Here is a 25,719-nt window from a genome sequence, read left to right as displayed (position 1 = left end):
CATCCCCGAGACCGCCCTCAGCCCCGACGCCGGCAGCGCGCCGGCACGATCGCTGCGCGTCCTGTTCGCCGGCACGCCCGAGGCTGCCGTGCCCGTCCTCCGCGCGCTGGTGGGCTCAGCCCACGAGGTCGCCGGCGTGCTCACCCGCACCGACGCCCCCGTCGGCCGCAAGCGCGTGCTCACCCCGTCGGCCGTGGCCCGGGCCGCCGCCGAGTCCGCGCCCGACGTGCCCGTCCTCAAGGCCGACCGGCTGCGCGGCCCGGAGGCGGCGGAGGTGCTCGAGGCCATCCGCGCGCTCGAGGCGGACGTGGCGGTCGTCGTCGCCTACGGGGCCCTTGTGCCCGCGGAGGCGCTGACCATCCCGGCGCACGGGTGGCTGAACCTGCACTTCTCCCACCTGCCGGCCTACCGCGGGGCCGCTCCCGTGCAGCGCGCCCTCATGGACGGGGTCGAGCGCACCGGCGCGGACGTGTTCCAGCTCGAGGAGGGCCTGGACACCGGTCCCGTGTTCGCGCGGATCGGCCGGGACGTCGCCCCCGAGGGCACCGCCGGTGACCTCCTCGCCGCGCTCGCCGAGGACGGCGGGCCGCTCGTGCTCGAGGTGCTCGACGCCCTCGCGGCCGGCGAGGCCCGGTCCGTGCCGCAGACCGGTGAGCCCACCCACGCCCCCAAGCTCACCGCCGCCGACGGCCTGGTGGACGCCGCGGCGGGGACGCGCGAGGTCGCCGCCCGGATCAACGGCACCACCCCCGAGCCAGGGGCGTGGGGCTGGCTCGTGCCGGCCGGGGAGGCGGACGCCGCCCCCGCGCGGCTCAAGCTGGGCGGCGTGGTCCCGACGCACCCCGGGGAGGACGGCTGGCCCGAGGCCGCCGAGGCGGCCGCCCCCGGGGCGATCGTCGCCGCGGGCGGGACGGCGTGGCTGCGCACCGCCGGCGGCGCTGTCCGCCTGGACCAGGTGCAGCCGGCGGGCAAGAAGCCCATGTCCGCCGCCGACTGGGCCCGGGGCCTCACCGCGCCGGTGCGGTTGCTGGCCGGGGACGAGCTCGCCGCCCACCAGGCGGCACTGGACGCGGAGGCGGCCCGCAGGGCCGCGCAGCAGGCCGCGGCACGCGCCGCGCAGGCAGGGGAGGGCGCATGAGCGCTGGACAGGGCGGATCGACCGGACGCGGTGCCGGTCAGGGCGGCCGGGGACGAGGCGGTGCCGAGGGACGGCAGGGCCCCGGCGGCCGGCAGGGTGCTGGCGGGCAGGACCGCCGCGATGCCCAGGGCCGGCAGCGGAACCGCGGCGCCTCCGGCACGGGGCGCCATCGCACGACCCTGGCGCCGAAGGAACGCGCCCGCCGGGCCGACCCGGCCCGGCGGGTCGCGTTCGAGGTGGTGCGGGCGGTCCACGCCGAGGACGCGTACGCGAACCTCGTGCTGCCCGCCCGCATCCGGCAGGGGCGCCTGGACCGCCGTGACGCCGGGTTCGCCACGGAGCTGACCTACGGGACGCTCCGTGAGCAGGGTCTCTACGACGCCGTCCTGGCCCGCTGCGTGGACCGCGCGCTCGACGCGCTCGACGCCCCGGTCCTGGACGCGCTGCGCCTGGGCGCCCACCAGCTGCTGGGCATGCGTGTGCCCGCACACGCCGCCCTCGACGCGACGGTCGCCCTCGTGCGCGCGGAGGTCGGCGCCGGACCCGCGGGATTCGTCAACGCCGTGCTGCGCCGCGTCTCCGAGCGGCCCCGCGAGGACTGGCTCGCGGAGGTCGCGCCGGCCGACGGCGGCGACACCGCCCGCGCGGTGCGCCACTCCCATCCGGCATGGATCGTCCGCGCCCTCCGCCAGGCCCTCGCCGGCCACCCCGGCACTGCGGACGTGGAGGACCGCGACGCCGAGCTGGAGGCGCTGCTCGCCGCAGACAACGCGGCCCCGGTCGTGAACCTCGTCGGGCTCCCCGTGCCCGGCGGCCGCGAGGCCCTCGCCTCCGCGCTGGGGGACGGCGCCGAGCCCCACCCCCTGACCCCGGACGCGGCCCTGCACGCCGGCGGCGACGCCGGCCGCCTCCCCGGCGTCCGGGAGGGCGTGCTGCGCGTCCAGGACGCCGGGTCCCAGCTCACCGCGCGGGCCCTGGCCGCGGTGCCCGCCGCGTCCGGCCGCGACGCCGGCGGCCGGAAGGCCGAGCGCTGGCTGGACCTCTGCGCCGGGCCCGGCGGCAAGGCCGCCCTGCTCGCCGCCCTGGCCTCCGAGCGCGGGGCCACGGTCCTGGCCAACGAGGTCGCCCCGCACCGCGCGGACCTCGTCCGGTCCGCGCTGGCAGGCGTGCCCGCGTCCGCGTGGGAGGTGCGTACCGGTGACGGGCGGACCATCGCGGAGGACGCCCCCGCCGGCGGCTTCGACCGGATCCTCGTCGACGCCCCCTGCACCGGACTGGGCGCGCTGCGGCGTCGCCCCGAGTCACGGTGGCGGCGCACCCCGGCCGACCTCGCCGAGCTGACCGGCCTGCAGGCCGAGCTGCTGGACGCGGCCGTCGGCGTGCTCGCCCCCGGCGGCGTGCTGGCCTACGTCACCTGCTCGCCGCACGTGGCCGAGACGCTGGTGCAGGTGCAGGACCTGCTGCGGCGGCACCCGGTGCTCGAGCAGCTCGACGCCCCGGCGGCCCTGCAGGACGTGGCCCTCGCCGACCTCGGCCTCGCCGCGCCGGAGGACGCGGACCCGGTCCTCGCCCGCACCGCGCAGCTGTGGCCCCACCGGCACGGCACGGACGCGATGTTCCTGGCCCTGTTCCGTGCGCCCGTCGCCTGAGCGGCCTGTCCGAACACACCTGCAGCCACCGACCGCCCCGAGGAGCACCGTGAGCGCCCACCCCTGCATCCACCCCTCGATCCTCTCGGCGGACTTCGCCCGCCTCGCCGACGAGCTGGCCCGCATCCCCGGCTCGGACGCCGTCCACGTGGACGTCATGGACGGTCACTTCGTGCCGAACCTGACCCTGGGGCTCCCCGTGGTGGAGGCCATCCGGGCGGCGACGGACCTGCCCTTGGACATCCACCTGATGATCGAGGACGCCGACCGCTGGGCTCCCGCCTACGCCGACGCCGGGGCGGAGTCCGTGACGTTCCACGCCGAGGCGGCCCGCGCGCCGATCGTCCTGGCCCGCTCCCTGCGGGCCGCCGGGGCGCAGGCCGGTCTGGCGGTGCGACCAGCCACCCCGATCGAGCCGTACCTGGACCTGCTGCCCGAGCTGGACATGCTCCTGATCATGACCGTCGAGCCCGGCTTCGGTGGGCAGTCGTTCCTGGACGTGACGCTGCCCAAGATCCGCCGGGCGCGGCAGGCCCTCGACGGTGCCCCCGTGCCGGTGCGACTCCAGGTGGACGGCGGCGTGAACCGGGAGACGATCCTCCGTGCCGCCGAGGCGGGCGCCGACGTGTTCGTGGCCGGTTCCGCCGTGTTCGGCGCCGACGACCCCGGCGCCGCGATCGCCGGTCTGCGCGATCTGGCTGCCGGCGTCGCCCCCGCGTGCCATACTCGCTGACAGCAACGTGCTCCGAGATGCGGTGGAAGTCCGCACCGGCGGTGACAGCCCGCTAACCGCGCGTCCGCCCCTCGCCCGAGGGACCCGGACCGCGGCCTGACCGGTGGAATTCCGGTGCCGACCGTACAGTCGGGATGGGAGAGGCACGCGGCCGAGCCCTCCTGCGCCCGTCGGCGCGGACAGGGTCCCGGAGCGCACCCCTCGGAGCCTGATCCGAGGAGGAACCGGTCGGCATGCAGTCGCTCGTGGACGTCTTCAACTGGACCATCCCCGTCGCCGGCGGCGGCCTGCTCATGCGCGAGGTCGTCGGCAACGTGTTCGGGCTCGCCTCCGCCCTGGGCGGCATGGCCCGCAAGGTCTGGGCGTGGCCGGTGGGCATCCTCGGCAACCTGCTGCTCCTCACCGTCTTCCTGGCCTCCCTGTTCAACGACGCCCCCCACGCCACGCTCCTCGGCCAGGCCGGCCGCCAGGTCATGTTCATCGCCGTGTCCGTCTACGGCTGGAAGCGCTGGCGGGACGCTCAGCGCGGCCGGGCCGACCACGCGCCCGCCATCACCCCGGAATGGGCCGGCTGGGGCAACCGGGCCTTCCTGGCGGTCGCCCTGGTGCTGGGCACCGTGGCCCTCACCCCGGTCTTCCGCGCGCTCGGCTCGTGGGAGCCGGTGTGGGCGGACGCCTGGACGTTCGTCGGCTCGCTGCTGGCCACGTACGGCATGGCCCGCGGCTGGGTGGAGTTCTGGCTGATCTGGGTGGCCGTCGACGTCGTCGGCGTGCCCCTGCTGTGGTCCTCCGGGTACTACGCGTCCGCCGTGATGTACGCCTTCTACGGGGCGTTCACCCTGACCGGCTTCTTCGTGTGGATGCGTGCCCGGGACCGGGACAAGCCCGCCGTCGAGACCCTCCTGCCGGACGGCCCCGCACCCGAGGAGGCCGCCCGATGAGTGCCCCTGCCGCCCGCCACGACGACGCCGGCCGGCCCGCCGAGCCCCTCGACCTCGCGGCGGCGGCCGCCCTCGCCGGCGTGCGCGGCGCCAACCCGCTGGTCGGGGCCGTGATCACCGGCCCCGACGGCGCCGTCCTGGCTGTCGGGCACCACCGCGGCCGCGGCACCGCCCACGCCGAGGTCGACGCCCTGAACCGCTGGGCGGCCGCCCGCGCCGCGGATCCGTCCCTCCACGTCGACCCGGCCGCCTGCACCATCCACGTCACCCTCGAGCCGTGCGACCACACCGGCTCCACCGGGCCCTGCGCCGGCGCCATCCTCGACGCCGGCCTGGGGGCCGTCCGCTACGCGGTCGCCGACGCCACCGGCACCGCGGGCGGGGGAGCTGCCCGCCTCACGCGCGCCGGGCTGCGCGTCGAGGGCCCCACCGGGCACGCCGCCTCGGCCGCCCTCACCGCCCGCTGGCGGCGCGTGCGCGACGCCGGCCGCCCGTGGATCACCGTGCACCTGGCCCAGTCCCTCGACGGGAGGGCCGCCGCCGCGGACGGCACCAGCCGGTGGATCACCGGCCCCGCCTCCCGAGCCCACGCCCACGCGGTGCGGGCCCGCGTGGACGCGGTCGTCTGCGGCACCGGCACCGTGGCCGCCGACGACCCGCGCCTCACCGCCCGGGACGCCGCCGGGGAGCAGCTGCCCGTCCAGCCTGTGCCCGTGGTCATGGGGGAGCGCGACCTCCCCGCCGGCGCAGCCCTGGCCGCCCGCGCCGACCTGATCCACGTGCGCTCCCACGACCCCCGCGCCGTGCTCGCGGCGCTGGCCTCCCGCCCCGGCCCGTGGCCGCACGGCGGCTCGCGCCCCGGCCACGTGCTGATCGAGGGCGGCCCCCACGTCCTCGGGGCCTGGCTGGCCGCCGGCCTCGTGGACGAGGTGTTCGCCTACACCGCACCGGTGCTGCTCGGGGACGGACTGCCCGGCGTCGCCGGCCTGGACGTCCCCACCCTCGCCGCGGGCCACCGGTGGGCGCCCGACCCCGCCGAGGACGGACCCGTGCGCGCCCTCGGCGACGACGTCCTCACCCACCTCGCGCCCGTCACCGACCCCGCCGACTGACGCCGACCGAAGGAGCCCCATGTTCACCGGGATCATCACCCACCTCGGCACCGTCCTCTCCCTCGAGGAGCGCCCGGAGACCGACACCGCCGTCCTCACCGTGGACGCGGGCGGCGCCCTCGACGGCCTGCCCGCCGGCGGCTCCCTCGCCGTGGACGGGGTCTGCCTCACCGCCCTCGACGACGACGCCGCCTCCGCCGCGCCCGGCGTCTTCCGCGCCGACCTCATGGGCCAGACCCTGCGCATGACCAGTCTCGGCGGCCGTCGCCCCGGGGACCGCGTCAACCTGGAGCGCTGCCTGCGCCCCACCGACCACCTCGACGGGCACGTCGTCCAGGGCCACGTCGACGGCACTGGCACCGTCCTGGCGGTCAGCCCGCACGGGGACTGGACCACGCTGCGCATCGGCCTGCCCGCCCGCCTGGCCCGCTACGTCGCGGCCCAGGGGGCCATCGCCCTCCAGGGCGTGTCCCTCACCGTCACCGGCGTGTCCCCGGCGGACGCGCGCGAGCACTGGTTCGAGGTTGGCCTCATCCCCGCCACCCTCGAGGCCACCACCCTGGGGCGGCTGGCCGCGGGGGACACCGTCAACCTGGAGACCGACGTCCTCGCCCGCTACGCCGAGCGTCTCGCCGCGATCCCCGCCCCGACCACCGAGGAGCCCCACGCATGAGCATCGACACCGCCGTCGAGCCCGCCGCCCCGGTGGACATCCGCCTGGACCCCGTCGCCGACGCCGTCGCCGCGATCGCGCAGGGTCGGCCCGTCGTCGTCGTGGACGACGCCGACCGGGAGAACGAGGGCGACCTCATCTACGCCGCGGCCCTGGCCACCGACGCCGTCACCGCGTTCACGGTCCGCCACACCTCCGGCGTGATCTGCGCGCCCCTGCCCGCAGAACTGGCGGACCGCCTGAACCTCCCGCCGATGACCGCCCGCAACGAGGATCCCAAGGGCACCGCCTACACGGTGTCCGTGGACGCGGCCGCCGGGGTCACCACCGGCATCAGCGCAGCTGACCGCACCGTCACCCTGCGCGTGCTCGCGGGGGAGGAGTCCACCGCCGCGGACCTGACCCGCCCCGGCCACGTCTTCCCGCTCCGCGCCGTCCCCGGGGGCGTGCGCGCCCGACGTGGGCACACCGAGGCCGGCGTCGAGCTGTGCGAGCTGGCGGATCTGCCCCCCGTCGCCGCCATCGCCGAGCTCGTCCACGACGACGGCACGATGATGCGCCTGCCCGCGCTGCGCGAGTTCGCGGACGAGCACAGCCTCGTGCTCATCTCCATCGAGGACCTCGTCGCCCACCTGCACGAACACCGCCCCGAGCAGCGCGTCGTCCCCGCGGAGGCCGCCCTGCCCACCGCCCACGGCGACTTCCGCATCTCCGTCCACCCCGACACCGCCACCGGAGCCGAGCACGTCCTCCTCGTCGCCGACCGTCCCGGGTCCGCCGCGGACGGCGACGCCGACGCGCCCGTCACCGTCCGCGTGCACTCCGAGTGCCTGACCGGCGACGTGTTCGGCTCCCTGCGCTGCGACTGCGGCCCCCAGCTGCAGGCCGCCCTCGACGCCGCCGCCCGCGACGGCGGGGCCGTGCTGTACCTGCGCGGCCACGAGGGCCGGGGCATCGGTCTGACCAACAAGATCCGGGCATACCGGCTCCAGGAGGAGGGCCTGGACACCGTCGAGGCGAACCTCGCCCTCGGCCTGCCCGCCGAGGGGCGCGCCTACGCCGGCGCCGCCGACCTGCTGCGCGAGGCCGGCCTCACCCGCATCCGCCTGGTGACCAACAACCCGGCCAAGGTGGACGCCCTGCGCGCGGCCGGCATCGACGTCGTCGAGCGCGTGCCGGCCCCGACCCCGGTGACCGAGCACAACGCCGCGTACCTGCGCACCAAGCGGGACCGCATGCACCACGAGCTCGCCGACCGCGACCTCGGCGACGCCTGAGCGCCGCCGTCCCACCCGGCACCCCCGACAGACACCCCGACCCGACACCCGTCACGACCGTCCAGGAGGACACCCCATGAGCGGAGCAGGCGCCCCGACCCTCGCCCTCACCACCCTGACCGACGCCGACCGCACGGCGGCCGGGTCCCTGCGCGTGGCCGTGGTCGCCGCGCAGTGGCACACGGAGATCATGGACGGCCTGATCGCCGGATCCCGGGCCGCCGCCGCGGACCTGGGCATCGACGTGGACCTGGTGCGCGTGCCCGGCACGGTCGAGCTGTCCGTGGCCGCCGCGCGCCTGGCCGCCACCCACGACGTCGTGGTGGTGCTGGGCGTCGTCGTCCGCGGCGGCACCCCGCACTTCGACTACGTGTGCCAGTCGGTCACACAGGGGGTCACCGAGGTGTCCGTCCGCACCGGCGTGCCGGTGGGCTTCGGCGTCCTCACGGTGGACACCGTGGAGCAGGCCCGCGACCGCGCCGGCCTGCCGGGCTCGCAGGAGGACAAGGGGCGCGAGGCCCTCGAGGCGGCAGTGCTCACGGAGCTCGCGCTGCGCGCCGCGCTCGGCTGAGCGCTCGTGGACCACGCCTAGGATCGACGCGTGAACCCATCCGAGCGGACAGCGTCGCCCGATCCCGTCGCCGACCTCCTCCCGACGCTGCGATCCCTGCCCCTGGTGCGGCGGCCGACCACGCCTGACCGCACGGCGCGCACGGTCGGCGCGCTGGGCTGGGTCCTGCTCGTGGCGGCGATGGTGGTCTTGGTGGTGGTCGGTTTCCACGCCGCTCGCCTGGGCAGGGACCCCGCGTTCCTCTTCGACTGTGATGACTTCAACCAGTGCGAGGACCTGTGGCTCGACGCGCGGACCCACTACCGCATGGTCACGCTCATCGCCGCACTGGCGGCTGCCGCAGGCTGGTTCCTGGCCGGCACCGGGCGCACCGCGCCGGTCCCGTCGACGCCCCCGATGGACGCTCGGCATCCCCGGTCGCCGCGCCGTCGCGGTGTGGACGCCCCCGCGGTGCTCGCCGCGCTGGGTGGCGGGCTCCTGACGGCGACGGCGGCCGGGTTCGCCACCTCGATGATGAGGTCCGGGCACCCCGGCCTTCCCGGTGCAGACGCGCTCGCCGGTGTCGTGGCGACGGCTCTCGTCAGTGCGACTCTGCTCCTGATCGTGGTGCCGCGGTGTCAGGCGGGGTGGGTGCTGCTCGTCGCGATCCCCCTCCTCGACATGCTGGCGCTCCTCCTGGGAGTCCTCGCCCTTCCGCAGTCCCTCAATCTCGTCGGCGCGGTCCTCGTCGGTTCCGCCACCATGGCCGCGGTCCTCGGGCGCCGCTTCCTCGATGTCCACGGGCGAGGGGCCCGAGACGCCCATCGACTCGCAGGAACGGTTGCGGCGACCACCGCAGCGGTCGGACTGCTCGGCGTGCTCCCGCTGCTGGTGGCGTGGACCTTCGCCTGGCCGATCGGCGTGATCCTCACGTGCGCCGCGCTGGTGTGGCGAGGCCTGTGGTTCAGGTCGCTGGCGCGGACGTCGGACGGAGCGACGTCGTCCGCACCGGTGGAGGCAGAAGCGCCTCCGCGCGTCCTCTGGTCCGTCCTCGCCCCGGGCGCGGTGGCGATCGCCCTCCTGGCCGTCTGGGCCGCCTGGCCGGTGCCCGCGCCGCCGGCGGACGCCACGCCGCCGGACAACGTGGTGCCCCCACCGACGCCAGCCCCTGCACCGGTGCCCGGCACGGCCTCGGCAGACCCGACGCGAGATCCGCAGGCTCGCCCCACGCCGGTGGCGGTTCCTCCGGACATACCCGCCTGCGCGCCGGAGCAGCTGACCCTCCAGGTGACCGGCTTCGACAGCGCGATGGGCAAGAGCGGCGCGGGGATCAGGGCCGCGAACACCGGCTCCCAGCCCTGCGCCCTGCGGGGGCGCCCGGTCATCACCATCGTCCAGGGCGGCGACCCCATCGACCTGCGCCCGGTGCCCATGGACGACAGGACGGGTGAGGTCCCGGCCGCGGACCTCGCCCGGGAGGACCCGGACTCCGGTGCGGTCCTGGCGCCCGGAGGCACCGCGACGGCGGGGCTGTTCTGGCCCGGGTACCGCAACGCCGCGGATCAGACGACGCCCCAGTCCGTGTCGGTCGCGCTCACGGTAGGCGGACCGCCGATCCCCGCGCCGATCACGGGAGACGGCACGGTGAGCGGGTCGCCCGGCCCGGCGCCGTTCGACCTCAAGGACGGGGTGCCCGGCGGCGCCGAGCTGCGGGTCGGGGCCTGGACGCCGTCAACCTGAGGCACGGGCCGCGGGCCGCCGGTGTGGCGGTCACCGGCACAGGAGGGGGACGTCGGCCTCGGACGTGATGGGCGCTCCTCCGCGCCCACCCGGTTGGCCCTCGCACCATTCCTCGGTCCCGGCCGCGAACAGGCTCAGGACCATGGGAGCGGCCACCGCCAGGAGGAGCAGCGCCACCGCGACGGTGAGCACGCTTCTCGCCGCGGGGGCCCGGGCGTGGCGTGCCGCGGCCGTCCCGGCGACCGCCGCGAGCAGGGCCGCTCCGAGGCGCAGGGCCGAACGGAGCGCGGCCGTCCCGGCGGAGGACGACGCCTGGGCGACGGCCGAGCCTCCGACCACGACCAGGCAGAAGAGCACGGGCACGATCAGCAGAGCCCAGACCACGATCAAGGCCCGGGGCACCCCCGGTGACGAGTCGGAACAGGCGGCTGCGGTGGCGGATGGCCGGCGGGGCGTGGTCACGGGTCCATCATGCCGGTCCGTCACACGGCGACGACGGGGCCGAGCGCCCGGCCGCCGTCGGTAGGCTGACCTGCGTGAAGACCTTCGAAGAGCTGTTCGCGGAACTGACGCGCAAGGTGGCCGAACGCCCGGAGGGCTCCGGCACGGTGGCCCAGATCGACGCGGGCGTCCATGCGATCGGCAAGAAGATCGTCGAGGAGGCCGCCGAGGTGTGGATGGCCGCCGAGTACGAGTCCCATGACGCGGCCGCCGAAGAGATCTCGCAGCTGCTCTACCACGTGCAGACCATGATGATCGCCAAGGGCATCAGCCTCGAGGACGTCTACCGCCACCTCTGAGCCGTCCCACCCCCAGGAGAGACCGAAGTGCTGCGCATCGCCGTGCCCAACAAGGGCGCCCTGTCCGAGTCCGCCCGCGAGATCCTCATCGAGGCCGGCTACCGCCAGCGCCGCGACTCCCGCGAGCTCGTCCTCGTGGACCCGGAGAACAACGTCGAGTTCTTCTACCTGCGCCCCCGGGACATCGCCGTGTACGTCGGCCAGGGCACCCTGGACGTGGGCCTGACCGGCCGCGACCTCTTCCGCGACGCCCGCGTGGGGGAGACGGCGGAGGAGATCATGGCACTGGGCTTCGGCAAGTCCGTGTTCCGCCTGGCCGCGCCGGTCGGCTCGTTCACCTCGGCGGAGGAGCTCGCCGGCAGGCGCATCGCCACCTCCTACGACGGCCTGCTCACCGAGTACCTGGCCGAGTCCGGCCTGGACGCGCGCGTGGTGCACCTCGACGGCGCCGTCGAGTCCTCCGTGAAGCTCGGCGTGGCCGACGCGATCGCCGACGTGGTGGAGACCGGCAGCACCCTGCGCGCGGCCGGCATGGAGACCTTCGGCGAGCCGATCCTGGACTCGGAGGCCATCATGATCGCCCGCGTGGGCGCCCGGCCCGAGGGCCTGGACGTGCTGCTGCGCCGGCTCAAGGGCGTGCTCGTGGCCCGCCGCTGGGTCATGATCGACTACGACATCCGCCGCGACCTGCTCGAGCAGGCCACCGCGGTCACCCCGGGCCTGGAGTCCCCGACGGTGTCCCCGCTGCGCGACGAGTCCATGGTGGCCGTGCGCTCCATGGTCCGCAAGGCGGACGCGAACCGCGCGATGGACGACCTCTACGACCTCGGCGCCCGGGGCATCCTGATCTCCGCGATCCACGCGATCCGCCTCTGACGCCCCCGCGCCGCCCCGTTCCCGACAGCCCTGAAGGAGCCCGCCCCATGACCGTCGCCGTGCGCGTGATCCCCTGCCTGGACGTGGACGCCGGCCGGGTGGTCAAGGGCGTGAACTTCGAGAACCTCCGCGACGCCGGCGACCCGGTCGAGCTGGCCGCCCGCTACGGGGCGCAGGGTGCGGACGAGCTCACCTTCCTGGACGTCACGGCGACCACGGGCGACCGCGCGACCATGTTCGACGTCGTCACCCGGGCGGCGGAGCAGATCTTCATCCCGCTGACCGTGGGCGGCGGCGTGCGCTCGGTCGAGGACGTGGACCGGCTCCTGCGCACCGGCGCTGACAAGGCCTCGGTGAACTCGGCCGCGGTCGCCCGCCCCGAGCTGATCGGGGAGATCGCGCGGCGGTTCGGCAACCAGGTGCTGGTGCTCTCCCTCGACGCGCGGCGCACCCGGGACCCCGGCTGCGCCTCCGGCTACGAGGTCACCACGCACGGCGGCAGGAAGGGCACCGGCATCGACGCCGTCGCGTGGTGCCGGGAGGCCACCGAGCGCGGCGTGGGGGAGATCCTCCTGAACTCCATCGATGCCGACGGCACGCGCGACGGCTTCGACCTGGAGATGATCCGCGACGTGCGCGCGGTGACCACCGTGCCGCTCATCGCCTCCGGCGGGGCGGGCCTGCCGGAGCACTTCCCCCCGGCCGTCGACGCCGGTGCCGACGCCGTGCTCGCGGCCTCGATGTTCCATTTCGGCCCGGACGACATGATCGGCCAGGTCAAGGACGCCCTCCGCGCCGCCGGGCACGTCGTGCGTTGACCACGCCCGCGGTCCGGTCGGTGCGCTGACGGCCGTCACATGAGGGGTCCCTCCCTAGAATGGACTCCCATGAGCCCCTCCGACGTCGTCGCCGACCTGCCGCCCCTGATCTTCGACGAGCGCGGGCTGATCCCCGCGATCGCCCAGCAGCACGACTCCGGCGAGGTGCTGATGATGGCGTGGATGAACGAGGAGTCGCTGCGGCGCACCCTGGAGGACGGCTGGGCCACGTACTGGTCCCGCTCCCGGCAGGAGTACTGGCGCAAAGGGGAGACCTCGGGGCACCTCCAGCGCGTGCTCGCCGTCGCCGCGGACTGCGACGGCGACACCCTGCTGCTGACCGTGGACCAGACCGGCCCCGCGTGCCATACGGGCACGACGTCGTGCTTCACGGACCGGCGCTTCGCCGCGCCGACGGCCGCCGACGAGGACCCGCAGACCGAGGACGCGGAGGCGGTCCGATGAGCGGCGTCGTGCCCTCGCGGGAGGAGTTCCTGGCGGTCGCGCCGACGTCGCGCGTCATCCCCGTGGTGCGGAGGGTCCTCGCGGACGGGCTGACCCCGCTGGCGATCCACCGCCGCCTGGCCGACTCGCGACCGGGCACGTTCCTCCTGGAGTCCGCGACGCCGGGCGCGGCGTGGTCCCGGTACAGCTTCATCGGCGCCGGCTCCGCCGCGACCCTCACCGCGCGTGGCGAGGACGCGGTCTGGCTGGGCGAGCCGCCGGAGGGCCTGCCGACCGAGGGCCGCGCGCTCGACGTGCTCGCCGAGTCCCTCCGCCTGCTCAGCACGGACGCCCGCACCCGCGTGGACGCCGCGCTGCCCCACCTGGTCTCCGGCATGGCCGGGTTCCTGGGCTGGCCCGCGGTCCGGGCGTGGGAGCGCCTGCCGCACCCGCCCGAGGACCACCTGGGCCTGCCGCTGCTGGCGATGAACCTCATCTCGGACCTGGCCGTGCACGACGCCCAGGACGGCACCGTCACGCTCATCGCGCTGGCGATCAACGGCGACGGCCTCGCCACGGGCGCGGAGCGCGCCTACGACGACGCCGTCGCTCGCCTGGAGGACATGGTCGCCCGCCTGCGCGCGGGGGCTGAGGACCCGGTGGACGAGGTGCCGCGCCGCTGGCTCGACGCCACGGCGGAGGAGGTCGCGGCCGAGGCCGAGGACCGCTGGGGCGCGGCGGGCTTCCGGGACGCCGTCGGGCGGGCGCAGCAGGCCATCACGGACGGCGAGGTGTTCCAGATCGTCGTGTCCCGCCGCTTCTCCGTGGACACGGCGGCGTCGGGGGTGGACGTGTACCGGGTGCTGCGCATGGTGAACCCGAGCCCGTACATGTACCTGTTCTCCTTCCAGACCCCGGACGGTGAGCCCTACGAGATCGTCGGCTCGTCCCCGGAGGCGCTCGTCACGGTGCAGGACCGCCGCGTGGTCACCCACCCGATCGCCGGCTCCCGCCGCCGCGGCGCCACGCCGGAGGACGACCGCCTGCTCGGCAAGGAGCTTGCGGAGGACGAGAAGGAGCGGGCCGAGCACCTGATGCTCGTGGACCTCTCCCGCAACGACCTCTCCCGCGTCTGCGAGGCGGGCACCGTGGAGGTCACCCAGTTCATGGAGCTGGAGGCGTTCAGCCACATCCTGCACCTGGTCTCCCACGTGGAGGGCCGCCTCCGCGACGACGTCACGTCCCTCGACGCCCTGCGGTCCGCCTTCCCGGCGGGCACGCTCTCCGGCGCGCCGAAGCCGCGGGCGCTGCAGCTGCTGGACGAGTGGGAACCGACGGAGCGCGGCCCCTACGGCGGCGTCGTCGGCTACTTCGACCTCGCGGGGAACATGGACATGGCCATCAACATCCGCTCCGTCACGCTGGCGGGCAGGCAGGCGCACGTTCAGGCGGGCGCGGGGATCGTCGCGGACTCCGACGCCGACGCCGAGACCGCCGAGACCGTCACCAAGGCGACGGCGCCCCTGCGCGCCGTGCTGACCGCCGCCGAGCTGAGGGGGGCCTGATGCGCCGCCGCTGGATCGTGCTGGCCGCACTGCTGGCCGGAGTGCTCGTCCTCGCCGCCACCGGGCAGACCTGGGTGACCGCGTCCGGCCTGGAGGGCAGCCCCGTCCCGCAGGCGACGGCGGGCGGCGGCCGCGTGGCGCCCGTCGCCACCGCGCTGGCCCTCGTGGTCATGGCCGGGGCGCTGGCGCTGACCACGGCCCGGCGCGTGGGCGTGGTGCTCGTGGGCGTGCTGATGACGCTGGCGGGCGTGGTCATCGCTTCGACCGCCGTGACCGCGGCGCTGGATCCCGTCGCGGCCGCCGCCGGGGCGGTCTCCGAGCTCACCGGCACCACGGCCCCGGCCGCGGCGTACGCGGTGTCGGCCTGGCCCTGGGTCTCCGCCGCGGGCGGCGTGATGGCGGCGGTGCTGGGCGTGGCGACGCTCGTCGTCGGGCCCCGCTGGGCCGCGAGCCGGCGCTTCGAGTCGCCCGCGACGGCGGACGAGCCCGCCGCGGCGGCGCCGCCGTCCAGGCACGTGGACCGCATGGACGCCTGGGACGAGCTCTCCCGGGGCGAGGACCCCACCTGAGCCGGCCGGCGCGGCGGGGCCTGCGCGCGCCGCGCCGGGGGTCAGGCCCGGCCTGGCCCGCGCGCGGCGTGGCACAATGAACAGCAGTCGTCATCACCGCATCCAGAGGAACGAGGGACTCCCCATGAGCCACACCGAGGCCACCGTGAACCACACCGCCCAGGCCGGCGCGCACGCCGCCGGGCACACCACGGGGCACACCGCCTCCCGTGAGGTCGTCGTCACCGAGGACGGCCGCGTCCTCAACGACCCGACCCATGCGAAGGTGCCGGGCCACGGCAACTCCCCGGCCGCCTGGGCCATGGCCGGCCTCGTGGTGCTCGGCTTCCTGGCCGGTTGCATCGGTCTGCTCAATGACGCCCTCGTCATCGTCTGGATCGGCGTCGCCGTCATCGTCGTCGGCGTCCTCGTGGGCATCGTCGGCGGCAAGGCCGCCGGCCGGTCCGACCACTGATGCCGGAGACCGTCCTCGACTCCATCGTCGCGGGGGTCCTGGAGGATCTGGCCCCGCGGCGTGAGGCGGTCCCCGAGGCGCGCCTCCAGGAGCTGATCGCCCAGGCGCCGGCACCGCGGGACGCGTACGCCGCGCTCCGCGACGGCCGCTCTGACCCCGCGGGGATCCACGTCATCGCCGAGGTCAAGCGGCGCAGCCCGTCCAAGGGCGCCCTGGCCGAGATCACCGAGCCCGCCGCGCTGGCCGCCTCCTACGCCGACGGCGGGGCCGGCGCGATCTCCGTGCTCACCGAGCAGCGCCGCTTCGGCGGCTCCCTCGCCGACCTGGACGCGGTCCGGGCCGCCGTGGCACGGCCGGTGCTCCGCAAGGACTTCACGGTCACGGAGTACCAGATCCTCGAGGCGCGCGCCCACGGCGCCGACCTCGTGCTGCTGATCGTCGCCTCCCTGGACGACGCGCGGCTGCGGGGCTTCCGCGAGCTCGCCGAGTCCCTGGGCATGCACGCCCTCATCGAGGCGCACACCTCCGAGGAGATCGCCCGCGGCGTCGACTCCGGCGCGCGCATCCTGGGCGTCAACGTGCGCAACCTGAAGACCCTGGACGTGGACCCCGACCGCTACGCGGCCCTCGCCGGCGACCTCCCCGAGGACGTCGTGCGCGTCGCCGAGTCCGGCGTCGAGTCCGAGGCGCAGGTGCGGCAGTACGCCGCCGCCGGCGCCGACGCGATCCTCGTGGGGGAGGCGCTCGTCCGGCACGGCGCCCCCGCCGACGCGCTGCGCGCGTTCCGGGCCGCGTCCCTCACCGTCCGCTGACCGTCCCCACCCCCTAGGAGGGCACACCATGACCAGCACCGAGTCCGTCGACGTCGCGGGGCCGTTCCAGGACCAGCCGGGGCCGTACTTCGGCCGCTACGGCGGGCAGTGGATGCCGGAGTCCCTCATGGCGGCCCTGAAGGAGGTGGCCGACACCTACGAGGCCGCCCGCCAGGACCCCGAGTTCCTCGCCGAGCTCGAGGACCTCTACGCCAACTACGTGAACCGTCCCTCCCTGCTCACCGAGGCCCCCCGGTTCGCGGCCGAGGTGCCGGGCGTGCGGATCTTCCTCAAGCGCGAGGACCTCAACCACACCGGCTCCCACAAGATCAACAACGTGATCGGCCAGGCCCTGCTGGCGCGGCGCATGGGCAAGACCCGCCTGATCGCGGAGACCGGCGCCGGCCAGCACGGGGTGGCCACGGCCACCGCCGCCGCGCTGTTCGGCATGGAGTGCACGGTGTACATGGGAGAGGAGGACACCCGCCGGCAGGCCCTGAACGTGGCCCGCATGCAGATGCTCGGTGCGGAGGTCATCCCCGTGACCATCGGCGCCCGCACGCTCAAGGACGCGATCAACGAGGCGCTGCGCGACTGGGTCGCCTCCGTGGACACCACGCATTACCTGATGGGCACGGTCACGGGCCCGCACCCGTTCCCCGCCATGGTGCGCTACTTCCACTCCGTGATCGGCGAGGAGGCGCGCGAGCAGATCCTGGCCCAGACCGGCCGGCTGCCGGACGCCGTCGCGGCGTGCGTGGGCGGCGGGTCCAACGCCATGGGCCTGTTCCACGGCTTCCTCGACGACCCTGAGGTGGAGCTCTACGGCTTCGAGGCCGGCGGCGACGGCGTCGAGACCGGCCGTCATGCCGCCTCCATCACCCTGGGCCGCACCGGCGTGCTGCACGGTGCGCGCACCTACCTGATGCAGGACGAGGACGGGCAGACGATCGACTCGCACTCGATCTCCGCCGGCCTGGACTACCCGGCCGTCGGGCCGGAGCACGCCTTCCTCAACGACACCGGCCGGGCGACCTACGAGCCCGTCACCGACACGGAGTGCATGGACGCGCTGCTGCGCCTGACCCGCACCGAGGGCATCACGCCGGCCATCGAGTCGGCCCACGCCCTGGCCGGCGCCCTGCGCCTCGCGCGCCGCTGGCGGGACGAGGGCCTCGTCGGGGAGGGCACCCCGGAGGGCGAGGAACGGATCATCATCGTCAACCTGTCCGGTCGCGGGGACAAGGACGTCGCCACGGCCGCCGCCTGGTTCGGCCTGGGCGAGGCGGACGAGCAGAAGGACCCGCTCGAGGAGATGACCCCCGGAGAGGAGCAGTGAGCGCCCCCATGAGCACTCCCGACCAGCAGCACGAAGCCACGGCGGAGAAGCCGCCGACGGCCGGCGACGCCATCGAACGCGCGCGCGCCGCCGGGCGCACCGCCCTGATCGGGTACCTCCCGGCGGGCTACCCGAGCATCGACGAGTCCGTCGAGGCGGCCGTCCAGCTCGGGGAGAACGGCGTCGACGTCATCGAGATCGGCCTGCCGTACTCGGACCCCGTGATGGACGGCCCGGTCATCCAGGCCGCCACGAGCCACGCGCTGGCGAACGGCTTCCACACGCGCGACGTGTTCGAGGTGGTGCGCCGCATCACCGAGCGCACGGACGCCGCCGTCGTGGTGATGACCTACTGGAACCTCGTGGACCGGATGGGCGTCGACGAGTTCGCGCGCCGACTCGCCGAGGCCGGCGGCGCCGGTCTCGTGACCCCGGACCTCGTCCCCGAGGAGGCCGGCGAATGGTTCGAGGCCTCGGAGGAGCACGGCCTGGACCGCATCTTCCTCACCGCGCCGTCCTCGTCGGACGAGCGCGTCCGCCTGGCCGTGGAGTCCTCCCGCGGCTTCGTCTACGGCGTCTCCGTCATGGGCGTCACGGGCGCCCGGGGCAAGGTCTCCGACGCCGCGGAGCGCGTCGTCGCCCGTGCCAAGGCCGCCGGCGCCCGCAACGTGTGCGTGGGCCTGGGCATCTCCTCGGCCGACCACGTCCGGGAGATCGGCTCCTACGCGGACGGGGCCATCGTCGGCACCGCCCTCGTGAAGGCGCTGCGCGACGGCGGCCCCGAGGCCGTCGGGGCACTGGCGCGCGAGCTGGCCGCCGGCACCGCGAAGGAGTCCTGAGCGTGGGCAGCGGAGCGCTGACGCCGCTGGCCGCGTTCCCCGCGCCCGTCTGGGACGGGTTCGAGCTCGGTCCCATGAAGATCCATGCCTACGCGCTGTGCATCATCGCGGGCATCGTGGTGGCCCTCTGGCTGTCGGGCCGTCGCTGGGCGGACCGCGGGGGCCCCGAGGGCCGCGTCCTGGACATCGCGCTCTGGGCCATCCCCTTCGGCTTCGTCGGCGGGCGGCTCTACCACGTGTTCTCCTCGCCGGACCTGTACTTCGGCCCCGGCTACGACGGCACGGGCGACCCGATCAAGATCCTCTACGTGTGGAACGGCGGCCTGGGCATCTGGGGCGCCATCGCGCTCGGCGCGGTGGGCGCGTGGATCGCGTGCCGCCGGTACGGCCTGCGCCTGACCGCGTTCGCCGACGTCGTGGCACCCGGGGTGCTGCTGGCCCAGGCCATCGGCCGCTGGGGCAACTGGTTCAACCAGGAGCTCTTCGGCGGGCCCACCACGCTCCCGTGGGGGCTGACGGTGGACCCGGCGAGCCCGAACTTCCCGGCGCAGTACCCCCCGGGCACGCTGTTCCACCCGACCTTCCTGTACGAGAGCCTCTGGAACCTGCTCGGCGTGGCGGTCCTGCTGCTGGTCGACCGCCGGCTGCACCTGCGCCACGGCGCCATGCTGTGGTCCTACGTGGCGTGGTACACCGCCGGGCGCACGTGGATCGAGATGATGCGCATCGACGACGCCGAGCTGGTCACCCTCTTCGGCGTCACCCAGCGGCTGAACGTGTGGACCTCGCTGCTGATGTTCGCGATCGCCCTCGCGTTCCTGATCGGCATCCTGCTGCGCCACCGCGGCGCGGCGGCCGGTCCGCACGCCCGGCAGAGCGTCTGGCATGACGGCCACGGGCCCGTGGGAGAGGACGTCGAGGGCGCCGGACCCGCTGCGGCACCCGCCGTCCGCACGGCCCAGGGCGGCTCCGGCTCCCACGCGCGGGACGACGTCGACGCCTGACAGTCCCGCCCCTCGAGGGCCCCTCCGCCGCTGCGGAGGGGCCCTCGTCGTCCCCTCCCGGGGCCGCCGAACGCCCGACGGTCCCCACCGGACGGGCTGCCGAGAGGCCTGCGTCACACAACCGGCCCGTGTGAACGGGAGCACAGTGACGGGTGTACTGTCTTCCCGTCCCGGAGTGACCGTTCCGGGGCGAGGGGCCGACGCCGTCCCCGTCCGAGCACCTGCGCACCCGGAAAGGACGGCGACCATGACCGTTGCCCCCCTGTCCGCTCCGACCCCCCGTTCCGGGCGGTCGGACGATCCCTTCGTCCGCTACGCGGCGTTCCCCGAGCCCCAGGGCCTGTACGACCCGGCCCGGGAGACGGAGAACTGCGGTCTGGCCGTCATCGCCACGCTGCGTGGCACCCCCGGCCACGACATCGTCGAGCACGCCCTCACCGCGCTGCGAGCCCTGGAGCACCGCGGCGCCGTGGGCGCGGACGAGGGCACCGGCGACGGCGCGGGTCTGCTCACCCAGCTCCCGGACGAGCTGTTCCGGGCCGTCCTGGACGTGGAGCTGCCCCCCGTGGGGGAGTATGCCGCCGGCATCGCCTTCCTCCCGCCGCTCGAGGGCGAGCGCGCCGAGGCCAAGGCGGCCGTCGAGGAGCTCGCCCAGGCCGAGGGCCTCGACGTCCTGGCCTGGCGCGTGGTCCCCACCGACCCCTCCGCGCTGGGCACGGGCTCGCGCGCGGCGATGCCCTCCTTCGAGCAGGTCTTCCTCGCGCTGGCCGAGGGTGAGGACGGCACCGAGCCGGGGCAGTCCCTCGACGTGCGGGCCTGGCGCCTGCGCCGCCGTACCCAGTCCCGGGCCGGCGTGTACTTCCCGTCCCTGTCGTCGCAGACCATCGTCTACAAGGGCATGCTGACCACCGCCCAGCTCGAGCCGTTCTACCCGGACCTCTCCGACCCGCGGTTCACCACGCGGCTGGGCATCGTGCACTCCCGGTTCTCCACGAACACCTTCCCGTCCTGGCCGCTGGCCCAGCCCTTCCGCACGATCGCGCACAACGGCGAGATCAACACGGTCAAGGGCAACCGCAATTGGATGCGCGCCCGCCAGGGCCAGCTCAAGCACCCGATGCTCGGGGAGGTGCCGGAGGAGCTGTTCCCGCTGATCAGTCCCATCGGCTCGGACTCGGCCTCCTTCGACGAGGTCGCGGAGCTCCTGATGCTGTCGGGCCGGCCGCTCACCCAGGCCGTGATGATGATGATCCCGGAGGCCTGGGAGAACCACGCCACCATGGACCCGGCCCGCCGCGCGTTCTACCAGTACCACTCGATGCTCATGGAGCCGTGGGACGGCCCCGCCGCCGTCGCGTTCTCCGACGGCACGCAGGTAGGGGCGGTCCTGGACCGCAACGGACTGCGTCCGGCCCGCTACTGGGAGACCCGGGACGGCCTCGTGGTGCTCGCCTCCGAGGTGGGCGTCGTCTCGATCGACCCCGCCGACGTCGTCCGGAAGGGACGCGTGGCCCCCGGCCGCATGTTCCTGGTGGACACGGAGCAGGGCCGGATCGTCGAGGACGAGGAGATCAAGGCCGAGGTCGCCGCCGCCGCGCCGTGGGAGGAGTGGGTCTCCCAGAACCTCCTGGACCTCGACGCGCTGCCCGAGCGCGAGCACCTGCGGCCGTCGTCCGAGTCCATCCAGCAGCGTCAGCGGATCTTCGGCTACACGGCGGAGGAGCTGCGCGTCCTCGTCGGCCCCATGGCCCGTGACGGCGCCGAGCCTCTCGGCGCGATGGGCACCGACACGCCCATCGCGGTGCTCTCGAAGCGTCCGCGCCTGCTCTTCGACTACTTCGTGCAGTCCTTCGCGCAGGTGACGAACCCGCCGCTGGACGCCATCCGCGAGGAGCAGGTCACCTCGATGCGCACCGGGATCGGTCCGCAGGGCAACGTGCTCTCCGCGGAGCGGGTGCATACCCGCCAGGTGGACGTGCCGTTCCCGGTGATCGACAACGACCAGCTGGCCCGCATCCAGCACCTGCGGGACGGCGACGGCGGCCGGCTGGCCCTCAAGGTGACCGGCACCTATCGGGTGGCCGGCGGGGCCGAGGAGCTCCGCACCCGCCTGAAGGAGATCTGCGAGCAGGTCTCCGCGGCGGTGAACCGCGGCGTCGAGTACGTCGTGCTCTCGGACCGGGGCGCGACGGCGCAGTGGGCGCCGATCCCGTCCCTGCTGCTGACCTCGGCCGTGCACCACCACCTGCTGGCCAGCGCCAACCGGACCCGCACGTCCCTGGTCGTCGAGGCCGGCGACGTCCGCGAGGTCCACCACGTGGCCGTCCTGCTGGGCTACGGCGCCTCCGCCGTGAACCCGTACCTGGCCATGGAGTCCGCCGAGGAACTCGTCCGCACGGGCGAGATCGAGGGCGTCACCGCCGAGCAGGCCGTGGCGAACCTGATCAAGGCCCTCGGCAAGGGGGTGCAGAAGATCATGTCCAAGATGGGCATCTCCACCGTGGCCTCCTACACGGGCGCCCAGACCTTCGAGGCGCTCGGCCTGTCCCGCCGGTTCGTTGACCGGTACTTCGCGGGCACCACCAGCCCGCTCGACGGCGTGGGCCTGGAGGTGGTCGCCGCGGAGATCCAGGCGCGCCACGAGTTCGCGTACCCGCCGGACGGCAACGACATCAACCCGTACCGCGAGCTCGAGGTGGGCGGCGAGTACCAGTGGCGGCGCGAGGGCGCCCCGCACCTGTTCAACCCGGAGACCGTCTTCCGCCTGCAGCACTCCACCCGGGAGCGCCGCTACGACGTGTTCAAGGACTACACGCGGCGCGTCGACGGCCAGGCGGAGGAGCTGATGACCCTGCGCGGGCTGATGCGGCTGCGCTCGGAGGACCGCACCCCGGTGCCGATCTCCGAGGTGGAGCCCGTCGAGTCGATCGTCCGGCGCTTCTCCACCGGCGCCATGTCCTACGGATCCATCTCCCAGGAGGCGCACGAGACCCTGGCGATCGCCATGAACCGACTCGGCGCGCGCTCCAACTCGGGTGAGGGCGGCGAAGACCCCGAGCGTCTGCTGGACCCGGAGCGCCGGTCGAAGATCAAGCAGATCGCCTCGGGCCGGTTCGGCGTGACCAGCCTGTACCTGACCACCGCCACGGACCTGCAGATCAAGATGGCCCAGGGCGCCAAGCCCGGCGAGGGCGGCCAGCTCATGGGCGCGAAGGTCTACCCGTGGGTGGCGCGGACCCGGCACTCCACCCCCGGCGTGTCCCTGGTGTCGCCGCCCCCGCACCACGACATCTACTCGATCGAGGACCTGGCCCAGCTCATCCACGACCTCAAGCGCTCCAACCCGGCGGCGCGGGTGCATGTCAAGCTGGTCTCGGAGTCGGGCGTGGGCACCGTGGCGGCCGGCGTGGCCAAGGCGAAGGCCGACGTCGTGCTGATCTCCGGCCATGACGGCGGCACGGGCGCCTCCCCGCTGAACTCGCTCAAGCACGCCGGCACACCGTGGGAGCTCGGCCTGGCCGAGGCCCAGCAGACGCTGATGCTCAACGGGCTGCGTGAGCGGGTGACCGTGCAGGTCGACGGCCAGCTCAAGACCGGCCGCGACGTGGTGGTCGCCGCCCTGCTCGGCGCGGAGGAGTTCGGCTTCGCCACCGCCCCGCTCGTCGTCTCCGGCTGCATCATGATGCGCGTGTGCCACCTGGACACCTGCCCGGTGGGCGTGGCCACGCAGAACCCCGAGCTGCGCTCCCGGTTCACCGGGAAGCCGGAGTTCGTGGTCAACTTCTTCGAGTTCGTCGCCCAGGAGGTGCGCGAGCTGCTCGCCGAGCTGGGCTTCCGGACCCTCGACGAGGCGATCGGCCACCGCGAGCTGCTGGACGTCGACGCCGCCCTGCACCACTGGAAGACGGAGGGCCTCGACCTCTCCGGCATCCTCGCGGACCCCTCGGTGGGCCGCCGCGCGGGCGCCGCGGACGCGCCGATGCGTCGCATGGTGGACCAGGACCACGACCTCGCGGCCCACATCGACAACCGCCTGATCGCCCGACTGGGGGACACCCTCGCGACGGGCGCCCCCGTGGTGATGGACGAGTCCGTGGTGAACACGGACCGCTCGATCGGCACGATGCTCGGCCACCACGTCACCAGCACCCGGCTGGCCGACGAGCTGCCGGCAGACACGATCACCGTGCGGCTCACCGGTGAGGCGGGGCAGTCCCTCGGCGCCTTCCTCCCGGCCGGCGTCACGCTGCGCCTCGACGGCGACGCGAACGACTACGTCGGGAAGGGCCTGTCCGGCGGCCGCGTGGTCGTCCGCCCGGACGCGACCGCCCCCTTCGCCGCAGAGGACAACACCGTGGCGGGCAACGTGATCGGCTACGGCGCCACCTCCGGCGAGCTGTTCCTGCGGGGCCGCGTGGGCGAGCGGTTCCTCGTGCGCAACTCCGGCGCGACCGCGGTCGCCGAGGGCATCGGCGACCACGGCCTGGAGTACATGACCGGCGGCGAGGCCCTCGTGCTCGGAGAGACCGGGCGCAACCTGGCGGCCGGCATGTCCGGCGGCCGCGCGTGGATCCTCGACCTGGACCGGGCCGACCTGAACCCGCTGGCCGTCCGCGAGGGCGATCTGCTCCTCTCCACCCCCTCCGCGGCGGACCGGGAGCGCATCGCCGCGCTGCTGCGCACGCACCGGGCGGAGACGGGCTCCGCCGTCGCCGAGCGGCTGCTCGCGGACCTCGACGCCGGCGGCGACGCCGCCCAGGGCGTCTGGGACCGCTTCACGACCATCCTGCCCCGCCGGTACGACCTGGTCCTGCGGACCCGGGCCGAGGCGGTGGCCGAGGGACTCGACCCGGACGGAGAGGCCGTCTGGGACCGACTGCTGGAGGTGACCCGTGGCTGATCCGCGCGGATTCCTGAAGAACCGGGAGCGCGTCGAGCGCCCCACGCGCCCGGTGCCGGTGCGCATCATGGACTTCAAGGACGTGTACGTCCGTCAGGACGAGGCCGTCGTGCGCACCCAGGCGAGCCGCTGCATGGACTGCGGCATCCCGTTCTGCCACTCCGGCTGCCCCCTCGGGAACCTCATCCCCGAGTGGAACGACCTCGTGCGCCGCGGGCGCTGGGAGGACGCGGCCGCCCGGCTGCACTCGACGAACAACTTCCCCGAGGTCACCGGGCGCATCTGCCCGGCCCCCTGCGAGGACGCGTGCACGCTGGGCATCAACCAGCCCGCCGTGACCATCAAGCAGACCGAGGTCGCCATCGCCGAGCAGATCTTCGACCATGACTGGCTGGAGCCGGTCGTGCCGACCCGGATCAACGGCCACACGGTGGCCGTGGTCGGCTCCGGGCCGGCCGGACTGGCCGCGGCCCAGCAGCTCACGCGGGCCGGCTTCACCGTGGTCGTCTACGAGCGGGACGACCGCCCCGGCGGCCTCCTGCGCTACGGCATCCCGGACTTCAAGCTGGAGAAGGACGTCCTGGACCGCCGCCTGGCGCAGATGGAGGCGGAGGGCACGCGCTTCCGCACCGGGGTGGAGATCGGTCGGGACCTCGCCTGGGACGCCCTCAAGGCCCGCTTCGACGCGGTGATCGTGGCCACCGGCGCCCCCGTGGGACGGGAGCTGCCCGTGCCCGGCCGCAGCCTGGACGGCATCCACCTGGCCATGGACTACCTCGTGCAGTCCAATCACGCCACCGCCGGCGACGACGTGCCCGGCCAGATCACGGCGGAGGGGCGTCACGTCGTCGTCCTGGGCGGCGGCGACACCGGTGCGGACTGCATCGGCACCGCGCACCGCCAGGGCGCGGCCTCGGTGACCACGCTCGCGATCGGCCAGCAGCTGCCCGTGGACCGTCCGGTGCACCAGCCGTGGCCGACCGTGCCGAAGGTCCACCAGATGACCACGGCCGACGCCGAGGGCGGTCAGCGTGAGCACCTCGCCTCCACCGTGGAGTTCCTCGGCGATGAGAACGGCCGCGTGCGCGCCCTGCGCGTCGCGGAGACCGAGTACCGGGCGGACGGCACCCGGGGGCCCAAGGCCGGCACCGAGCGCGAGGTCAAGGCGGACCTGGTGCTGCTCGCCCTGGGCTTCACGGGGGTCGAGGAGGAGGCGCTGACCGCGCAGCTGGCCGTGCGCACGGAACGCGGCCTCGTGGCCCGGGCGGGGACCTACGAGACGGACGAGCCCGGCGTCTTCGTCTGCGGCGACGCCGGGCGCGGCGCCTCCCTGGTCGTGTGGGCCATCGCCGAGGGGCGCGCGTGCGCGCAGGCCGTGGACGAGTCCCTCGAGAGCTGGTCGCGGCTCCCGCACCCGGTGGACCCCACGGACCGGGGCCTCGTCCTCGGCTGAGACCTGCGTCACCCCGCACCGGCGGAGCGCGGG

23 protein-coding genes are annotated in these 25,719 nt (G+C 74.8%); 22 read left to right on the top strand and 1 reads right to left on the bottom strand.

All coding sequences use genetic code 11. The features are described 5' to 3' along the window. Window positions 1–52 precede the first annotated feature (52 nt). From MHY29_RS00845 to MHY29_RS12415, 9 genes are all read left to right on the top strand, one after another. Window positions 53–1,138 carry a methionyl-tRNA formyltransferase gene (locus MHY29_RS00845; RefSeq protein WP_239237941.1) on the top strand — a complete coding sequence of 362 codons (1,086 nt, stop codon included), beginning with the start codon at window positions 53–55 and terminating at the stop codon, window positions 1,136–1,138. Continuing rightward, window positions 1,135–2,787, top strand: coding sequence for an RsmB/NOP family class I SAM-dependent RNA methyltransferase (locus tag MHY29_RS00840; RefSeq protein WP_239237934.1), 1,653 nt, complete (start codon window positions 1,135–1,137; stop codon window positions 2,785–2,787). Before MHY29_RS00845 ends, MHY29_RS00840 begins: the two co-directional genes overlap by 4 nt. A gap of 49 nt (window positions 2,788–2,836) precedes the next feature. Continuing rightward, window positions 2,837–3,520 carry a ribulose-phosphate 3-epimerase gene (gene rpe, locus MHY29_RS00835; protein ID WP_224354967.1) on the top strand — a complete coding sequence of 228 codons (684 nt, stop codon included), beginning with the start codon at window positions 2,837–2,839 and terminating at the stop codon, window positions 3,518–3,520. Window positions 3,521–3,753: 233 nt separating this feature from the next. Next, window positions 3,754–4,461 carry a nicotinamide riboside transporter PnuC gene (gene pnuC / locus MHY29_RS00830; protein WP_239237933.1) on the top strand — a complete coding sequence of 236 codons (708 nt, stop codon included), beginning with the start codon at window positions 3,754–3,756 and terminating at the stop codon, window positions 4,459–4,461. After that, window positions 4,458–5,573 (top strand): bifunctional diaminohydroxyphosphoribosylaminopyrimidine deaminase/5-amino-6-(5-phosphoribosylamino)uracil reductase RibD, encoded by a 1,116-nt coding sequence (gene ribD / locus MHY29_RS00825; protein ID WP_224354965.1) that lies wholly within the window; start codon window positions 4,458–4,460, stop codon window positions 5,571–5,573. Before pnuC ends, ribD begins: the two co-directional genes overlap by 4 nt. Before the next feature lie 19 nt (window positions 5,574–5,592). Then, a complete protein-coding gene (locus MHY29_RS00820) occupies window positions 5,593–6,246 on the top strand; it encodes a riboflavin synthase (protein WP_224354964.1) in 654 nt (217 codons plus the stop codon). After that, on the top strand, window positions 6,243–7,523 hold the full coding sequence (ribB, locus tag MHY29_RS00815) for a 3,4-dihydroxy-2-butanone-4-phosphate synthase (protein ID WP_239237932.1): 1,281 nt from the start codon (window positions 6,243–6,245) through the stop codon (window positions 7,521–7,523). The genes MHY29_RS00820 and ribB overlap by 4 nt, the downstream gene beginning before the upstream one ends. 76 nt (window positions 7,524–7,599) lie before the next feature. Then, entirely contained in the window at window positions 7,600–8,094 is a 495-nt protein-coding gene (ribH, locus tag MHY29_RS00810; protein WP_239237931.1) for a 6,7-dimethyl-8-ribityllumazine synthase, read from the top strand. 30 nt (window positions 8,095–8,124) lie between these two features. Continuing rightward, a complete protein-coding gene (locus tag MHY29_RS12415) occupies window positions 8,125–9,813 on the top strand; it encodes a DUF4232 domain-containing protein (RefSeq protein WP_239237930.1) in 1,689 nt (562 codons plus the stop codon). A gap of 30 nt (window positions 9,814–9,843) precedes the next feature. On the opposite strand, the gene MHY29_RS00800 is transcribed toward MHY29_RS12415, so the two are convergent. Beyond that, window positions 9,844–10,275: a hypothetical protein gene (locus MHY29_RS00800; protein WP_239237929.1), complete on the bottom strand. Its 432-nt coding sequence runs from the start codon at window positions 10,273–10,275 to the stop codon at window positions 9,844–9,846. A 74-nt stretch (window positions 10,276–10,349) separates the two neighbouring features. Here MHY29_RS00800 and MHY29_RS00795 point away from each other — a divergent pair, with 74 nt between their 5' ends. The 13 genes from MHY29_RS00795 (at window position 10,350) to MHY29_RS00735 (ending at window position 25,686) form a co-directional block, all read left to right on the top strand. Beyond that, window positions 10,350–10,613 (top strand): phosphoribosyl-ATP diphosphatase, encoded by a 264-nt coding sequence (locus MHY29_RS00795; protein WP_239237928.1) that lies wholly within the window; start codon window positions 10,350–10,352, stop codon window positions 10,611–10,613. A 27-nt stretch (window positions 10,614–10,640) separates the two neighbouring features. Continuing rightward, complete coding sequence (gene hisG, locus MHY29_RS00790) at window positions 10,641–11,489, top strand: ATP phosphoribosyltransferase (RefSeq protein WP_224354958.1); 849 nt, start codon at window positions 10,641–10,643, stop codon at window positions 11,487–11,489. Window positions 11,490–11,536: 47 nt separating this feature from the next. Then, window positions 11,537–12,307 (top strand): imidazole glycerol phosphate synthase subunit HisF, encoded by a 771-nt coding sequence (gene hisF, locus MHY29_RS00785; protein WP_224354957.1) that lies wholly within the window; start codon window positions 11,537–11,539, stop codon window positions 12,305–12,307. Window positions 12,308–12,376: 69 nt separating this feature from the next. Then, complete coding sequence (hisI, locus tag MHY29_RS00780) at window positions 12,377–12,772, top strand: phosphoribosyl-AMP cyclohydrolase (RefSeq protein ID WP_224354956.1); 396 nt, start codon at window positions 12,377–12,379, stop codon at window positions 12,770–12,772. Then, on the top strand, window positions 12,769–14,316 hold the full coding sequence (locus MHY29_RS00775) for a chorismate-binding protein (protein WP_224354955.1): 1,548 nt from the start codon (window positions 12,769–12,771) through the stop codon (window positions 14,314–14,316). The genes hisI and MHY29_RS00775 overlap by 4 nt, the downstream gene beginning before the upstream one ends. Beyond that, complete coding sequence (locus MHY29_RS00770) at window positions 14,316–14,885, top strand: Trp biosynthesis-associated membrane protein (protein ID WP_224354954.1); 570 nt, start codon at window positions 14,316–14,318, stop codon at window positions 14,883–14,885. Before MHY29_RS00775 ends, MHY29_RS00770 begins: the two co-directional genes overlap by 1 nt. Window positions 14,886–15,009: 124 nt before the next feature. Then, window positions 15,010–15,339 (top strand): HGxxPAAW family protein, encoded by a 330-nt coding sequence (locus tag MHY29_RS00765; RefSeq protein ID WP_224354953.1) that lies wholly within the window; start codon window positions 15,010–15,012, stop codon window positions 15,337–15,339. Continuing rightward, window positions 15,339–16,151 (top strand): indole-3-glycerol phosphate synthase TrpC, encoded by an 813-nt coding sequence (trpC, locus tag MHY29_RS00760; protein WP_239237927.1) that lies wholly within the window; start codon window positions 15,339–15,341, stop codon window positions 16,149–16,151. Before MHY29_RS00765 ends, trpC begins: the two co-directional genes overlap by 1 nt. A gap of 28 nt (window positions 16,152–16,179) precedes the next feature. Then, complete coding sequence (gene trpB / locus MHY29_RS00755; protein ID WP_224354951.1) at window positions 16,180–17,490, top strand: tryptophan synthase subunit beta; 1,311 nt, start codon at window positions 16,180–16,182, stop codon at window positions 17,488–17,490. Between the two features lie 8 nt (window positions 17,491–17,498). Then, on the top strand, window positions 17,499–18,329 hold the full coding sequence (gene trpA / locus MHY29_RS00750; protein WP_239237926.1) for a tryptophan synthase subunit alpha: 831 nt from the start codon (window positions 17,499–17,501) through the stop codon (window positions 18,327–18,329). Next, entirely contained in the window at window positions 18,326–19,333 is a 1,008-nt protein-coding gene (lgt, locus tag MHY29_RS00745) for a prolipoprotein diacylglyceryl transferase (RefSeq protein ID WP_370643412.1), read from the top strand. The genes trpA and lgt overlap by 4 nt, the downstream gene beginning before the upstream one ends. Window positions 19,334–19,580: 247 nt before the next feature. Beyond that, on the top strand, window positions 19,581–24,233 hold the full coding sequence (gene gltB / locus MHY29_RS00740) for a glutamate synthase large subunit (protein ID WP_224354949.1): 4,653 nt from the start codon (window positions 19,581–19,583) through the stop codon (window positions 24,231–24,233). After that, window positions 24,226–25,686 (top strand): glutamate synthase subunit beta, encoded by a 1,461-nt coding sequence (locus MHY29_RS00735; RefSeq protein WP_239237924.1) that lies wholly within the window; start codon window positions 24,226–24,228, stop codon window positions 25,684–25,686. Before gltB ends, MHY29_RS00735 begins: the two co-directional genes overlap by 8 nt. Window positions 25,687–25,719: the final 33 nt, after the last annotated feature.

The organism is Micrococcus sp. ACRRV (assembly GCF_022346985.1).
Classification (GTDB): domain Bacteria; phylum Actinomycetota; class Actinomycetes; order Actinomycetales; family Micrococcaceae; genus Micrococcus; species Micrococcus porci.
Note: the sequence above shows the minus strand (reverse complement) of the source record. Positions and strands in the feature narration are given on the sequence as shown.